Raw genomic sequence first — 13,475 nt, forward strand, 5'->3', positions numbered from 1 at the left:
GCGCGATGTGATCACGGAGACGCGTGATCGTTGCGCCCGGTTCTAACCGGGACGAGCGTTGCGCTCGGTTATCTTCCTGGCGCAGCGGCCCTTCGCAAATCGTCGGCACGTGCTTCGACGATGCGCATCAGGTGGTTGGCGAGCAGGACGATTTCCATCGCCTCGGCCGGATCGTTCATGTCTATATCACGGTGCGAATTCGGATTCTTGTAGGATCCGATTGCACCGCAAAACAGTTGCATACGGGCAACGCGTTCGCCTGCCTCGGCTTTGGTGTCGGTGAGCCTGCCACCTTCAGGTTTGAAGGCCTCCTGCATCAATCGAACACCTATGAGTTCGTCGCCGTAGCCACCAACTTCCCTGACATAGACTTCTACGCCTTTCATGGCCTGGAAAACCGCACCATCGAACTCCCCACGAACAAACGCTGACCACACCCGGTCGGCAATGCGGAGGTGCAAATACTCTTTAGGCAAGCGACGTGACACTGCGTATCGAGCGAACTCCGCCTCGCTGGCGAACCGCTGCGCCCGGCGACTGAGTCGGCGCCATCCACTCGAACCATTCATTCCCGAGGCTGGAACAAGCAAGCCCTGAGCCTCAAGCCATGCCCATGCCTCCGTAATGGCGGCGTCGACGTGGCCAAGCTGGTTCTGCGGGTATTGGGGCACGCCGGAATAATGGAAGGGAGTCTGAAACTCGTTTAGCAAATTATCGCGGTGAAGTTGGCCGCCTCGACTACGCAGCACAAAGAGCAATTTTCCGCCAAGCTCCTCCGGCTCTAAGGCCAGCAGGACTTCGACGTCGGGGATCGCCTGAATGAGTTCTTTCATATTGCCTCCCTACTGGCCTGCAACTCATCTCGGCCGGCGTGCAACGCCGATGGAGTCAGCATTTTTACCCAGGCCGTCCCTCGAAAGAACGCTGCGCACAGTCAATCAGAGCCACCCGTGCAAATGCTCCACTCGCCATGCGAGAAGGGTATTAGTGACGATGTCAAAGCGGCGCAGTAAGCCCGTGACAACAGCTTCGCTCGGGCTCCATTTTGAGAAGTCGCAACCGAGTTCAACAAAACGGGTGTTCCAGACAAGTGAACCACTGAAACCGGCCGGATTCTCGTACTTGACGCGGGTTCGGACATCATCACTTGTGCCAGCTGTCACCGCAGCATTGGCGGGGCTCCACATAATCTCGAATATGTTTGTGTCACCTGTGCCATTTTTTTCTTGGGAGCAGTATCCGCTAAGAATCGCGTCAGCTCCGAAACTGCTAATATAGGCGTTCTCGCCAGCTACCCCTCGAAAGAATAGAACCTCGTGCTCTACAGTTGCATGGCGTAGCGCGAACTTCGACATCGATAGCGGTTGCGCGCTTCTGGAGACCTGGCTCCATTCTTTCGCAGGCACAGGCGAAAGAGCCACGTCCATATTTGGATTGGACTCCGTGCGCCAAGTGCCGGGTTCAAGTTTCGAGCTACCGTCGGCGTCGATGTAAAAGGCAGTAGGATTGAACCTGGCCACGTGCTCGCAGGTGAGAAGTTCAATGCCGCCCTTGTCAATGAAAGTGCCCGTGCCTATTTCGGTCGCCTCACCGAGAGCGCCACCCGCCAGGATGCACACATAGGGACGGGTGGAGACCTTCATTTGGTCGGCAACGATATCGCACATGGCCTGCCACTTTGCCTCCCTATCCTCGTCGGTCAATTGGGTCTCCTTTCGAGCAAATTTCGATTGGTGCTCGGCTCTCATTGACGACCTGCATCGTTCTCATTTATAAGATTGTTATAATTTTTATCAATGGAGGGGCCGATGCCGAACCTCATTCTGAAACCAAAGAAATTCGACCATAGCGCGGTAGCCACGCTTCTCGAAGATCTTAACATCGGCCGACGCGACAGCGTAAAGCTTACCATCCAAGCCGGGTTCGCCTCCGCTCACGTCAAGAGGGCTGACGGCCGTGTGCAATCGGCTTCCATGATGCTGACAGGACAATTTCGGCAGATGACGGCCTTCGAACCGTCCGAGATGTCTCCATTGGCCCGCCGACGGCTGGTCAAGCAGCTCGATAGGCAAGGACTTCGGCAAACTGCGATTGCCAATTTGATCGGTGTTTCCCAGGCGACGGTCTCCCTCGATCTAGCGAAGGTTAAGGGTCGCTAACGAGCGAGATGATGTTCACAGGGCCGAGGTCGCTTTGACGCAAATAGCGGCATCGCGAATTCGCCGGGAGCTTTTGCAAATCCTTAACGAGCAAATTAAACACGCCCCGATACACATCGGATGGTCACCGTCATTCGTTGCGAACATTCCTGGGTGTCTATCCCGCTTTGGATTGCATCTGGCGAATTCCGGCCTATCCTGATTCGGCGCATGTGAGCATAAGGTGGCGCCTGGCGCTTCGACTAGCCACCCCTTCAAGAACCAGCGTTGGCCGGCGACCGAAAGTGCTGAGGTAAGAGACCGCCATTCCATAAGGAAAAAACCGTCATGGATACCCATGCCGTTATTGCGTCCCTGCCCAGTCGCTGGGCCTGACCGAACTGTGCTTATCGATGCTGCAAAACGCTGCGTTCGAAAGAGTTATTGAGCGGATTGAACCGGCCAACGAGAAGCTGACTCGGTCCCTTTGGAACCCCGAAGGCTATATCGATAGTGAAATCACTGCCGACATGTTGCCCATTTCACGGGACGAGGCCGCGTACCTTGTTGATGTATTCCTGTTGCATCATGTTGTTCATTTGGCAGTCGCCGCTGACAACGAGGTCGCCGAATCTTGGCCTTGAACCTCACGGGCGGCAGCTGGGTCTACCAGCTGCAATCTGGGATACAACCCGATCAAAGCCGTGACCTTTACCGCCACCTCTTCAAGGGTGGCGGTAAGACGGTTTATCTGCGAGGCGGTTGCGGCCAGTTCAGGGCCGTAGCGCGTAATTAGATATTCTCGGTTCTGACTGAGGGATTCAAGGTGCTTGGAGGTTTTCGCGCGAAGGTGCAGGCCCGCCTCCATGGCATATTTCGTCCGCCCCGACAGATCGTGCTGCATTTTGCGTATCTGGTTGGGATTGTGCCCACGGTGGAGCAAAAGCGCGGTCAAATAGAGCTCTATCGCCTGGATTGCCGATAGTCTAAAGGGGGCTCGTGTGAGCGGCTTGCCGGGTCGGCCAAGCTGAAGGAGGAGGTTCGCTGCCTTGCGGTATTCCTCCGCCAGCTCGTAAACCTGCTGCGGGGAGGCTAGTTCGCCGGGATACTTGCGTTCTTCGATCTCCATGTAGCGCAATGTCTATTGTCGGTTTGGACAATTTGCCTCTAGCCAAGAGTCGTCCTCTGCACCCGTGATGCAGGGACCAAACGGGCCGTGATAGGCCCCGGCGTCGTCCGAGGGCGGCCCCGCGTAAACGCCGCCGCCGGGGCCGGCGTAGAGACCTCCGCCTGGCCCGGCATACAAACCGCCTCCGGGACCGGAGTACATGCCCCCACCTGGTCCCGAATAGAGGCCTCCCCCTGGTCCCGAATACAGACCGCCGCCCGGCCCTGCATAAAGACCGCCTCCCGGGCCAGCATAAAGACCGCCGCCGGGGCCGGCGTAACATGCGCCACCAGGACCGGCATATCCGAGGCATGCGGCAGCGCTAGCTTGGCCGATGAGAGCCAGGCTAATTGTTACACTCAGCCCGATCGCGCGCATCTTTAATTATCCCCGCTCACAACGTTCCCCGTCGTGGGATCGCCGTCGCCTTGATCCCGGTCTGTGCATCAAGGATATCGTGGAATTCTCGGAGCATGCCCAATATATTCAGGCTCTTAGTCATAAATCTCTCAAACCGCGCCGGATCAAAATGTTCGCCGACGACACTGTCGATGTCCTCCGCAAATTTATGCCAGACAACCCACGGCCTATCGTCGGTCATTGTCCATGCGCCGTGAACCATGAGGTTTCGGTCGCTTGCAAGTTGAAGAACGGCCTCCTTTAACGCCTCAAGCTTTAAACCAGGCTGCGCCTTTTCGATAGCTTCGACGATAGCGACAAAATTATCTTTAGTTGGCGTGCGGGCAATTTGAAGTCGTTGTTTCAAATCTGCGCCACTCAATATCCACGCTATCTCGACCAGCTCTTGCTCAATACGGCCGAAAACAATTACAGCATCAGCAAGCGCTACCTTCACCGGGCTTGGTATGTCCAAAGAAAGCTGGACACCTTTGGGCATTGGAGTGTGCATTGTGGCTCCTGGTTGCCATCTACAAGAGAATACCGCCATCGTTCGGTCGCGGAAGGGCGCTCTTTTCCTGGTCTGCGCAGATCGCCCGAGGGGAGTGGCGCCTATCGTTGGCCCTGCTCGTCCAGAGGCTTCAGCAAATCAAGGTGACTAACTCCGATGGCCTGTGCAAGCTCGAAAAGGGTGATGACGGTGGGGTTCCTCTTACCCTTCTCCAGACCGCTTAAATATTGCTGGCTAAAGCCGGAGCGCGCGGCGACCTCCTCCTGAGTCAAGCCTTTTTCTCGCCGAAGGCGGCGAAGTTCTCCCCAACGAGCGTGCGCATATCCATGCGCCTCTGCGTTGCGGATATTGTTGCTCGGCGGTATCAACTATAATATGTATCGTGCTGTTTCGATCATGCTGCTTCTCGCGTAGAGACAGCTTCCGAGCCTTTTCAAATGCGCTCTTAGGCGGGCATGACCCTTGGCTAGATCGAGGGTTTGTGGGGTCCTTGACGCTGTATTTGACAGGGAATGAGAGTAGAAGGGGAACTAGGATGGCCGATCAGGTCCAAGGTCCAATCAACACAGAATCTTCAGAAGCGTATGCGGAGCAATCTGCCGGCCATATTCCATTTGGAGGAACTATAAGCTCAATATTCCTAATGTTAACACTCTCCGCTGGAATATATTTTTTCTATGTGAGCGTTACGAACGACTTCACCGCGAATTGGAAAGTTGCCTATTGGGGCAGTACAATTGCGACGATTCTTGTTAGTTTGATATGGACAATCAGCCTCTGCGGCAGGTACGGCTTAACCGGAGGCCACATGATGGGTGGCGTTCTGCTTTCGTCGCTATCGGTCATATGCCTAATTTTGCTAGCGTGGATTGATCACAGCGCGCACGGTTCTGTCGGCAATGGGGAGGTTCTCGTAGGCGTTTTAGCTGCGACATTTGGGGCAGCGGCACTGGGAATGAATGTTATTAAAACCAATCTGATTTTTGGCGTTTTTCTTACGTTGGTCCAGCTTATGTTCTCGCTAGTACTTCTGCTTCTGGTGGCCTATTTTTGGTCCGACAGAGCGGGAAAGCGTCGCTGATATACAGCGTATTCTGGGGGATTTTGACATGCGTATTCTGCCATGCGTCACGGGGCTGTTGTTGGCCGCGAGCCAAGCCTTCGCCTTCGGCAATGATGACCACTGGGTTTCCGGTGCCGGTCAGGGTTTCGACGAGGCGATTATCACCCATGGTCCAGGCAATGAGATAATGGTGGCGTGTAATCGTGGGGCTACCAAACCAGGCGGCACCGGAATCACGATCAAGATCGGTGGTCAAGAAATCAGCGGTCCGCTTACAATACTTTTTGATGGCTCCAAATCGGTTAGCCCGTACAGCGGTGTCATCACCACTGACAACCGGGCGGGCATCTCTTGGTATCAAGAGATTATGAAGCAGTTGCGTAGCTCCCGTTCCGTCCTGGTAGTCGTCCCCAACATCGCTCCGGTCAAATTCACCCTCAAGGGAGCAAAGACGGCGATCGGTGCCCCTTGTAAGCCCGACCTCTGGCGGTAGGACGCGCCGATTTTGTATGACTTGTCGGCCGCAATTATCTAGGTGGGCCAAACCTTGATTTGCTGGGTGGCCACGGAAGTGGAGAGCAACATGAGACCATTGTACGGACTGTTTTTTACGTTTGCTCTTACCACGGCGGCCTTTGCTGGACACAAGAGCGGCCCATTGGCTGGGGGCGAACTGCAATTCGTTGCTGACTACTGCCGCCTGAAGCTGACGCCAGCGGGAAAAGCCTTCCTAGGAGAGACGTATAAAGCGAACCCGCAGCTCTTCGATGCGCAGTACGCCGGCGAAGAAAAGGGGCTGACGTTTGACGACAATAACCACGTTGTTGGCGGTCTGGCCTGTGAGAATTGGTATGGCAACTTCCTGAAGGGAGGCCGCTGGTACCTTGGTTTCCAGCCATTGGTGGGGCTGCCGGCCGAATAGGTGTTGTTAATTCCGAATAGGTAGCAGGGCCACCTCGCTGGCCAGTGCGGTGCCTGGAGGTAGTCATTGTCGCCATTTGAACTCGTTCACCCATCACTAAATTGTTCCATTGAGTGTTTCGATATGGCTGTCGGACGTAGCAAGATTCGAACTCAGACCTGGCCGCCGATCGTGTCCCGGGGAGTGGTGTAGCTGACGGCATTGGTCGCCGTGCTCTCCGGCATGGGCCGGGCTGATCAGCGCGCCACGGCTGGCAAGCTGATCAGGGGATCATCGCTCATCTGGCTGATCGTTTCCAGAGTCATATATCTGGCCCGCTGCACTGCCCATTCATCGTTCTGTTCGAGCAGGATTGCGCCGACCAGACGCACGATCGCATCGTCGTTCGGGAAGATTCCGACGACCTCGGTGCGCCGCTTGATCTCGCCGTTGAGACGCTCGATCGGATTGGTCGAGTGCAGCTTGGCGCGGTGTTCTTTCGGGAAGGTCATGTAGGCCAGCACGTCGGGCTCGGCGTCGTCCATGATTGTCGCCAACTTCGGCACCTTCGGCCGGATCTGGTCGGCGACGGCGCGCCATTGCACGCTTGCGGCCTCGGGCGTTTCCTGGGCGAAGGCGGTGGCGATGAAAGCGGAGACGACCCTGCGGCCGCTCTTGCCGGCATGGGCCAGCACGTTCCTCATGAAGTGGACGCGGCAGCGCTGCCATGTCGCGCACAGCACCTTGGTGACGGCCGCCTTGATGCCTTCATGGGCATCGGAGACGACGAGCTTGACGCCGCGCAGGCCGCGGCGGGTCAGCTTGCGCAGGAACTCCGTCCAGATCGGCTCGGCCTCCGAGGTGCCAATCTCCATGCCCAGCACCTCGCGCCGGCCGTCCGCGTTGACGCCGACGGCAATGATGACGGCGACCGAGACGATGCGGCCGCCGCGGCGCACCTTCAGGTAGGTGGCGTCGATCCACAGATAGGGCCAGTCGCCCTCGATGGGTCTTTCAAGGAACGCTTTGACCTTGCCGTCGATCTCCTCGCACAGCCGCGAGACCTGGCTCTTCGAAATGCCGCTCATCCCCATGGCCTTGACCAGGTCGTCAACCGAGCGGGTCGAGATACCCTGGACGTAGGCCTCCTGGATGACGGCGGTCAGCGCCTTCTCGGCCATGCGGCGCGGTTCGAGGAAACCGGGGAAATAGCTGCCCTTCCTGAGCTTCGGGATGCGCAGCTCGACGGTGCCGGCGCGCGTCTCCCAGTCGCGCTCGCGATAGCCGTTGCGCTGGGCCGTGCGCAACGGGTTCTTCTCGCCATAGGCGGCGCCGGTGGCGGCCCCAACCTCCATTTCCATCAGCCGCTCGGCGGCAAAGCCGATCATCTCGCGCAGGAGATCGGCATCCGGGGTCTTCTCCACGAGCGTGCGCAGGTTCATCATGTCGTCGGTCATCGGTGGTCCTTCCGAATTGGGTTGGCGTCAACAACCAAACCCTACCGGAAAGCGCCGATGACCACCGCAAGCCGCTCGCTCGCTACAGCGCGACTAACGGCGCACTCGCGAGCGGCTTCACTACCGCCGAGCTACACCACCTGTGGGGACACGACCTGGCCGCCGGCCAGCCGCAAGCAATAGGACAAGCGATGAGATACGATCAGTCTGCACTTCGCATGGCTTTGACCACCGGTTTTTCTGTAGTCTTTCTTTCTTGCGCCTCGGCGCAAATTTTGGATCCCCGTAGTGATCCCATCAACCTTTTGAAAGAACTTGAAGCCTGCAAGACCGATGCGTTGATAAGCGGCCAACAGACGGCGCAAGTTCTCCTTGGAAACCTGATAAAACCATACAATTTTGAAATTGGGCGTGCCCGTGTCTCGGGAGACGTGGCGGTTGACTATTGCGTTTTGTCAACTCGATACACGGAAACTTTCCATCCAGGTGGCTCGCCGGAGGATTGGGAGATAGCTGGCCCTGAGATCCAAAAAATGATCGCTGATTTTGAGAAGCTATATAACTCAACAAGATTTAAGTTGCTGGATCAAGATGCTGTTGCTTATTCCACTGGAAAATCGCAAACCGTCATTTCGCTGTTCCATGGCCGCAGCGAGCGGGAGATCGATTTTAGGATCGGCTTTGCCTCCAACCCGTTTCGGATTCATGACTTTGACGAAAAGAGCCAATGCAAAATAGACGGCCTTGCAACGATAGGCTTTGGGAAGAGATTATACGCTGGCATGACTCCCGCCGAACCGGGTTCGATCAGTGAGGCTGTCTGTGCTAAGGACCCTCAGCGATGCCAATCCGTTCTGGTTCCTCTATTGCAAAGAGGGAAAACTTACAAAGACATGTTATTTGTTGGTGGAAAGGGTTACATGGGCGAAATGAAAGCAAAGTTCCTCGACCCTTTATCCTACGAACTTAAAGCTGCCGATGGTATATTTGTGCTCAATGAACAATGGGGCAGCGTAAAATTACAGTGGCTTGGTGATTCGTCAGCGCGGAGCTTATCTTTGTTCGACAATGGTAAGAGAGTTGCTGTTGGTGAATGCACGTTTGGGCAGTAGTGCGGCCTTGGAATAGGCTGGTCGCTTCCAAGTTTGCGGTTAGGTCATAGGCCGTCCTTAGCAATCTGTCGTCTGATCGTCGTGTGGATGGCTGTGAAAGGACGGACTATCCATAGATATGCCACGTCGGCACGGTGACCGTTCAGGTGGAGAGAATTGAGAGCCCTCAGGACTCGTTTCCGCCTCCCGGGCCTCCTAGGTCGTGCTCGGCCTTCCCGCCTCCCACAGACGGTCGAATGCCCGATTTTGAGGCTATTTTGCGGCCCCCTTGGCTAAACCCCGATGGCTTCTGTGCTTTTATAGTGCGGGTCTTTGTCCATGGTCAGATTGAGGCTTGATATGTTGAATTGTGATAAAACGATCTCAATGAGATCGCTCCTCATTATCTGGGTGTCGCAAAGTAGCAGCGGTCTGTTCTGTTCCAAATTGAAGGAAACGCGCCCTCGTGGCCATTCCTCATATTCGAAGGCGTTGGCGATGACCCTTTCGAGGCGAGCTGTTCTGGACCGTCGCCATCTATCCCATGTGGTGTAGTGGCCGGTGCGGTAGGTCATCAGGTCGCCGTATCGTTCCCCGTCGCTGACTGGGCACGATGCCGCCAAAAGCCTAAGGTCGGCCTTCCAACTCACAAACCAAAAAATGCCGATCCGGCTGGTAAAGTAATCGGGGTCATTCATTCGAACTGCTCAACGCTAGTTGTGAATCTATGGGGCGAGCCATCCCGCCCGAAACTTGTGCCGGGACTACGTTTGAGACGCTGAGGAATTTCAATCCGGCCTCGGCCTTGCGTCCGAATGAATCTGGCGTTCGTGGTGCCTGCACACGAAAGCCCGTGACGGCACGCACGGTAGATCGAATTCCCTGCCAGCGGGATCATAGCCTCCGGGGACCAAAGGTCTGCCACGGTTTGCCGGGTGGGCGCATCTTGCGCCGAGTCCCAATGCCACCAGCCATGCGAGATGCTGGCAGTTGTCGCATCTGCCAGTTTCAAGCGTCGCCATGTTCATTTGACGCCGGTCTGTCAGTGTTTCCTGCCCTTTTTAAGGCCACCTATCGACGGGGCCCAATTCGATCGGGAGACGGTCATTATGTTAATACGTGGGAGGCGCCGAGATATTTACACATGATGACGAAAAACATGATGTGTGGCGATAGCGACACATTGCTTTTGACGCTGTCTCGCGCGCACCCGTCGGCGATGTCGTTATGCTTGTCGCAGGGTTGTACGCCAAAGCACTCGGCATCTCTCAGGCCTTAAGCTTTTGAGGAAATGTCGCCCGGAATGACCGAGATCGGAATGCTGGAGAGATCAAAGGCCACCCGTCAAGCTGGCGGGTCCATTCTCGCGGATTAGCGAGAGTGGCCTGCAACTCTATAGCCGCCGTGAAACGAAACGTCGGGGCTATCCATGTTAAAAGAAGCACGCCAGGCAGAACGCGGCGCTATGACACTGCAGCAATTCTGCGAATGGGCCGGGATTGGACGGAGCCTCGCCTACAAGGAAATAAGCTCAGGCCGATTGCGTAGCGTTAAGGTTGGGAAACGTCGTCTCGTCGTTTTCGAAAGTGCCATGAAGTGGCTGCACTCGTTACCCGAGGCGGATGCTGATCGGTGAATGGGTGGCGCGCCCTTTTTGGAGGAGGGTTATCACCCTGGGTTCTCGGGGCGATAGTTAAAAGGTCTCCGCACGGAGCCTCATCCACTTATCCAGTCTCCCCGTCACTATCCTTATCGCACTCTATATCAATTCCTCATCTCGCTTCGGACTACTCAAGCCCAGGCGCGCGGAATCCATCAGCCAGGGGAATCTAATGCACGATAGCCGTCAGCTTTCACGCCAAGAAAGGGCCAAAGCAGAACGTGAACAGGTTTTGTCGTGGGCCTCCAGGGTTAAGCTGACATGTGAGACGTTGAATGATGGACATCACCTCAAAATTGGAGACCTGAATTTCTTTCCATCAAGTGGCAAGATAACGCGAGATGGTGGGACGCCAGCCGGCCCGGAAAAGGGTTCGGAGGCTTTTATCAGAATGGTTGCAGCCGCACGCGGCAAGCCCCATGAGTTCGCGCCCGACGTGGCGGCGACGCCTCAGCTTCCTAGGCTCCGCAGAGTGCTGTAGGGGAGAAATGGGCCGTTTACCGAATTGACCAGTATTTTCACAAGTGATTCCAGCGTGGTAGGCCGACCGATTCTGTGTTCGAGCCGGCCTACGTCTGTCTTTTTTCTGACTGCAGCCGTATTGTCAGAATAAACGCGTCACGGTTCGAGACAGCCAGCCTTGCAGGTACGCGTCGCCCCAAAACACCTCAGCTGGGGTGTCGCCGTTAAAGCCTAGTGGAACGAAGGTGCCATCCTTCCGCGCTGCATTTCTCGCGTTCAACCCTATGGAACGAGAAGATCCGACGCGCTTTCCGGTGATTTCGCCCTGAGGTTTTGTCCGCACCCGAATTTGATCGACTAGAGCTTGCGCAGGCCCGTCGCCGAGCAGAGATATCGCGGGTGACAAGCCCTTTATCAGATACCTGAACCATGCCCATTGGCTTACTACAGTGGCTGTACGTCTAAGTTGAATATCCGGTTGTGTGTGAGACGCGTAAGCTCCCGGTTTGCACAGCGACTGAACCGACGAACGTGCCCAATTCACAAAATCAGTCTGATGTTCAGGCGGCAGACGAAATTGCATGTGCAGATGAAGGCTCGTACCCGGCGGGCGCTCCCAAGCGTAGATATATACGCTCACAATGGCGCGCTGCGAGCACCAGTCGCGGTAGCGCTTCATCCAAACCCCAAAGGCGCTCAGCGCTTCGCGTTCGCCAACAATTCCAAGATTTCCAGGCTGCAGAGTGAACTCGACATTCATGAGCCATCCTTTGGAGTTGGCGAAGCAAACTGCGTCATAGAGCTCGAAAAACTGCTCCAGGGTTATGAACTCGCGCCTTTCCCGTTGCGCTTTTCTCCCGCGCTTCGCAGCGGGGGCTTCCTCAAGGAGTGCGTCTTCATTCTCTCCGCAAATTGCGCGCTGCAACTGACTCCGAAAATCGGAACCATAGCTCTTGCCGTGACTGGAAATACCTGCCTCAAGGTCCGCCCAGGCTTGCTCATCGCCGCTAAGCTGGAAACCACCATCATCGTTCTCACGATCGTTCATCTTAACTCCGTTCGGGTTGGCGTGCGGACGATCGCACTTGCAGATATAATCGCCACCCCACAGGTGAGATAACCCTGGCCTAACTGATTGGTCGGCTGTGAACATATTGGGAGCATCGACGAATCCTCCGCGCCACAAGGCGAGAAGGAGAAAAAATGCTACCGTATCATAAGGCCACCCTGCCTATCCCTCCGCGCGAAGTGCTTGAGCGGTTCGACGTTCACGAGCCGCTGGATAACCGTTTTCAATCTTGTTCGCGCTTGCTCCAATCCGTCTGGCGGGCGCGCAGGGGCTTCGGTGTTGGGAGCTATACGAATGGCCAGCAAGTCTGTCGGCTGCTCGGGAGCCGACTTGAGCCCGCCGCCGCACGAGCCGGCGTCAACTACCTTCGGCCCGATATCGCCAAGCTAACTAGGCGAGAAATCGCGTATCGAGAGCGAGGCGCGCTCATCGACGAAGCGCGCGCCTGGGAAAATCTGCTGAGTAGCTCAGCGCTCGTCTTCAATCTGTTCGGCCCTATGAAATTGGACGCGGCCCTGTCCAAGAAGGTTTTGAAGCAAGCCTTCGGGATCAAGGCCAAACAGGTCGATGGGGTGTACTTCGAGACCTCGCCGGGGCGAGGCGACGAGGCCTATATCGGGGATCATACAGCCCTGGACGTACTGATCGCCTATACAGGTGAGGACGGAAAATCGTGCTTCGTCGGCGTTGAGGTCAAGTACTCAGAGTGCCGGCCCGGAACGTCAACTCCCGTCAAAGAGCGGCATCTCGAAGTGGCACGCCGCTCGAAGATGTTCATTGATCCAGAGAACACGGCTCTGCATCAAGCGCCACTCCGGCAATTTTTCGCCGAGCACGCACTCTGCTTTGCGATGGTTCACGAGCGTCATCATTTCGATCGTGGAGCTTTCGTTGTTGTGTCGCCGTCACTCAATCACGAAATGTCAACGACGATCGACGCTTACAAAAGGCATCTGGCATCCTCAAGTGCCGATGCACTGCCGTTTGGCACTGTCAGCCTTGAGGCGATTGTGGCCGCCATATCCGACGGCGGTGACACCGATCTGGCGGACAAACTGCGCGAACGCTATCTCGATTTCAGTCCGCTCTTCGATCTGATTGACGAATGGGACCCTGAGAACTCAAAGTTCGGTTAGAAGTGCTTTGCTGTGCGGTCGAGCTTGGGCCAGCCGCACAGCGCTCCGTAGTGGGGAAGGGCATGGGGATGGCGCGGTGCCTTAGAGAATTCCGATTGGATGTCAATCGATTAAGGATGAGGTCTGGCGGAGAGGGAGGGATTCGAACCCCCGATGGGCTTGCACCCATGCCGCATTTCGAGTGCGGTGCATTCGACCACTCTGCCACCTCTCCGCGAGGTCATGGTCGGCCGTTGCCGGCGCGGCGCACTAGATAACGGCTGAACGGGCAGGTTACAAGGCCAATCCGTCAGTTATTTGGCTTGCCGCGCAAGCAGCGGAATCATCGCCGCGTTCGCGAGCTACGGCACCGGCGGATCATGGGCAGCCTTGGCGGTCATCGCGGCGGTCACGGACTTCTCCAGGGCGCTTTCGGCGACC

13 protein-coding genes, 1 tRNA gene and 1 pseudogene are annotated in these 13,475 nt (G+C 56.3%); 6 read left to right on the plus strand and 9 right to left on the minus strand.

The features are described from left to right. Positions 1–68: 68 nt before the first annotated feature. Positions 69–833 carry a TIGR02391 family protein gene (locus tag ACVDG8_RS21620; RefSeq protein ID WP_447256516.1) on the minus strand — a complete coding sequence of 255 codons (765 nt, stop codon included), beginning with the start codon at positions 831–833 and terminating at the stop codon, positions 69–71. 105 nt (positions 834–938) lie between these two features. Next, positions 939–1,703 carry a hypothetical protein gene (locus ACVDG8_RS21625; protein WP_447256517.1) on the minus strand — a complete coding sequence of 255 codons (765 nt, stop codon included), beginning with the start codon at positions 1,701–1,703 and terminating at the stop codon, positions 939–941. A gap of 105 nt (positions 1,704–1,808) precedes the next feature. On the opposite strand from ACVDG8_RS21625, the gene ACVDG8_RS21630 reads away from it, so the two are divergent. Next, on the plus strand, positions 1,809–2,159 hold the full coding sequence (locus ACVDG8_RS21630; protein ID WP_447256518.1) for a hypothetical protein: 351 nt from the start codon (positions 1,809–1,811) through the stop codon (positions 2,157–2,159). A 574-nt stretch (positions 2,160–2,733) separates the two neighbouring features. Here ACVDG8_RS21630 and ACVDG8_RS21635 read toward each other — a convergent pair. The 3 genes and pseudogenes from ACVDG8_RS21635 to ACVDG8_RS21645 form a co-directional block, all read right to left on the minus strand. Continuing rightward, entirely contained in the window at positions 2,734–3,267 is a 534-nt protein-coding gene (locus ACVDG8_RS21635) for a hypothetical protein (protein ID WP_447256519.1), read from the minus strand. 433 nt (positions 3,268–3,700) lie between these two features. Further along, the gene (locus ACVDG8_RS21640) at positions 3,701–4,204 is read right to left on the minus strand and encodes a hypothetical protein (RefSeq protein WP_447256520.1); all 504 of its coding nucleotides are present in this window, start codon (positions 4,202–4,204) and stop codon (positions 3,701–3,703) included. A 113-nt stretch (positions 4,205–4,317) separates the two neighbouring features. Further along, positions 4,318–4,544 (minus strand): annotated as a pseudogene (locus ACVDG8_RS21645) (helix-turn-helix domain-containing protein). Positions 4,545–4,751: 207 nt separating this feature from the next. Here ACVDG8_RS21645 and ACVDG8_RS21650 point away from each other — a divergent pair. The 3 genes from ACVDG8_RS21650 to ACVDG8_RS21660 all read left to right on the plus strand — a co-directional run bounded on the left by ACVDG8_RS21650 (position 4,752) and on the right by ACVDG8_RS21660 (position 6,201). Continuing rightward, the gene (locus tag ACVDG8_RS21650; protein WP_447256522.1) at positions 4,752–5,297 is read left to right on the plus strand and encodes a hypothetical protein; all 546 of its coding nucleotides are present in this window, start codon (positions 4,752–4,754) and stop codon (positions 5,295–5,297) included. Between the two features lie 28 nt (positions 5,298–5,325). Beyond that, positions 5,326–5,772 carry a hypothetical protein gene (locus ACVDG8_RS21655; RefSeq protein WP_447256523.1) on the plus strand — a complete coding sequence of 149 codons (447 nt, stop codon included), beginning with the start codon at positions 5,326–5,328 and terminating at the stop codon, positions 5,770–5,772. Between the two features lie 90 nt (positions 5,773–5,862). Then, a complete protein-coding gene (locus ACVDG8_RS21660) occupies positions 5,863–6,201 on the plus strand; it encodes a hypothetical protein (RefSeq protein WP_447256524.1) in 339 nt (112 codons plus the stop codon). A gap of 236 nt (positions 6,202–6,437) precedes the next feature. Here the strand turns inward: ACVDG8_RS21660 and ACVDG8_RS21665 are convergent, their stop codons facing one another. After that, the gene (locus ACVDG8_RS21665; protein WP_023780675.1) at positions 6,438–7,637 is read right to left on the minus strand and encodes an IS256 family transposase; all 1,200 of its coding nucleotides are present in this window, start codon (positions 7,635–7,637) and stop codon (positions 6,438–6,440) included. A gap of 2 nt (positions 7,638–7,639) precedes the next feature. Between ACVDG8_RS21665 and ACVDG8_RS21670 the strand changes: the two genes are divergently transcribed. After that, entirely contained in the window at positions 7,640–8,749 is a 1,110-nt protein-coding gene (locus tag ACVDG8_RS21670) for a hypothetical protein (protein WP_455707208.1), read from the plus strand. 272 nt (positions 8,750–9,021) lie between these two features. On the opposite strand, the gene ACVDG8_RS21675 is transcribed toward ACVDG8_RS21670, so the two are convergent. Continuing rightward, positions 9,022–9,426, minus strand: a complete 405-nt coding sequence (locus tag ACVDG8_RS21675) for a hypothetical protein (RefSeq protein ID WP_447256526.1) — start codon at positions 9,424–9,426, stop codon at positions 9,022–9,024. Between the two features lie 1,566 nt (positions 9,427–10,992). Next, on the minus strand, positions 10,993–11,898 hold the full coding sequence (locus tag ACVDG8_RS21680) for a hypothetical protein (protein WP_447256527.1): 906 nt from the start codon (positions 11,896–11,898) through the stop codon (positions 10,993–10,995). Positions 11,899–12,053: 155 nt separating this feature from the next. Here ACVDG8_RS21680 and ACVDG8_RS21685 point away from each other — a divergent pair, with 155 nt between their 5' ends. Next, positions 12,054–13,055 carry a PGN_0703 family putative restriction endonuclease gene (locus tag ACVDG8_RS21685; protein WP_447256528.1) on the plus strand — a complete coding sequence of 334 codons (1,002 nt, stop codon included), beginning with the start codon at positions 12,054–12,056 and terminating at the stop codon, positions 13,053–13,055. Between the two features lie 124 nt (positions 13,056–13,179). Here the strand turns inward: ACVDG8_RS21685 and ACVDG8_RS21690 are convergent. After that, positions 13,180–13,269: transfer RNA gene (locus ACVDG8_RS21690), tRNA-Ser, on the minus strand. Positions 13,270–13,475 lie beyond the last annotated feature (206 nt).

The organism is Mesorhizobium sp. ORM8.1, assembly GCF_053005525.2.

What these genes read in the sequence shown, in the direction of transcription:
- ACVDG8_RS21650 (WP_447256522.1), top strand. Translation starts at nt 4,752, where the DNA reads ATGGCCGATCAGGTCCAAGGTCCAATCAACACAGAATCTTCAGAAGCG.
- ACVDG8_RS21675 (WP_447256526.1), bottom strand. Translation starts at nt 9,426, where the DNA reads ATGAATGACCCCGATTACTTTACCAGCCGGATCGGCATTTTTTGGTTT.
- ACVDG8_RS21665 (WP_023780675.1), bottom strand. Translation starts at nt 7,637, where the DNA reads ATGACCGACGACATGATGAACCTGCGCACGCTCGTGGAGAAGACCCCG.
- ACVDG8_RS21635 (WP_447256519.1), bottom strand. Translation starts at nt 3,267, where the DNA reads ATGGAGATCGAAGAACGCAAGTATCCCGGCGAACTAGCCTCCCCGCAG.
- ACVDG8_RS21680 (WP_447256527.1), bottom strand. Translation starts at nt 11,898, where the DNA reads ATGAACGATCGTGAGAACGATGATGGTGGTTTCCAGCTTAGCGGCGAT.
- ACVDG8_RS21620 (WP_447256516.1), bottom strand. Translation starts at nt 833, where the DNA reads ATGAAAGAACTCATTCAGGCGATCCCCGACGTCGAAGTCCTGCTGGCC.
- ACVDG8_RS21655 (WP_447256523.1), top strand. Translation starts at nt 5,326, where the DNA reads ATGCGTATTCTGCCATGCGTCACGGGGCTGTTGTTGGCCGCGAGCCAA.
- ACVDG8_RS21640 (WP_447256520.1), bottom strand. Translation starts at nt 4,204, where the DNA reads ATGCCCAAAGGTGTCCAGCTTTCTTTGGACATACCAAGCCCGGTGAAG.
- ACVDG8_RS21630 (WP_447256518.1), top strand. Translation starts at nt 1,809, where the DNA reads ATGCCGAACCTCATTCTGAAACCAAAGAAATTCGACCATAGCGCGGTA.
- ACVDG8_RS21685 (WP_447256528.1), top strand. Translation starts at nt 12,054, where the DNA reads ATGCTACCGTATCATAAGGCCACCCTGCCTATCCCTCCGCGCGAAGTG.
- ACVDG8_RS21660 (WP_447256524.1), top strand. Translation starts at nt 5,863, where the DNA reads ATGAGACCATTGTACGGACTGTTTTTTACGTTTGCTCTTACCACGGCG.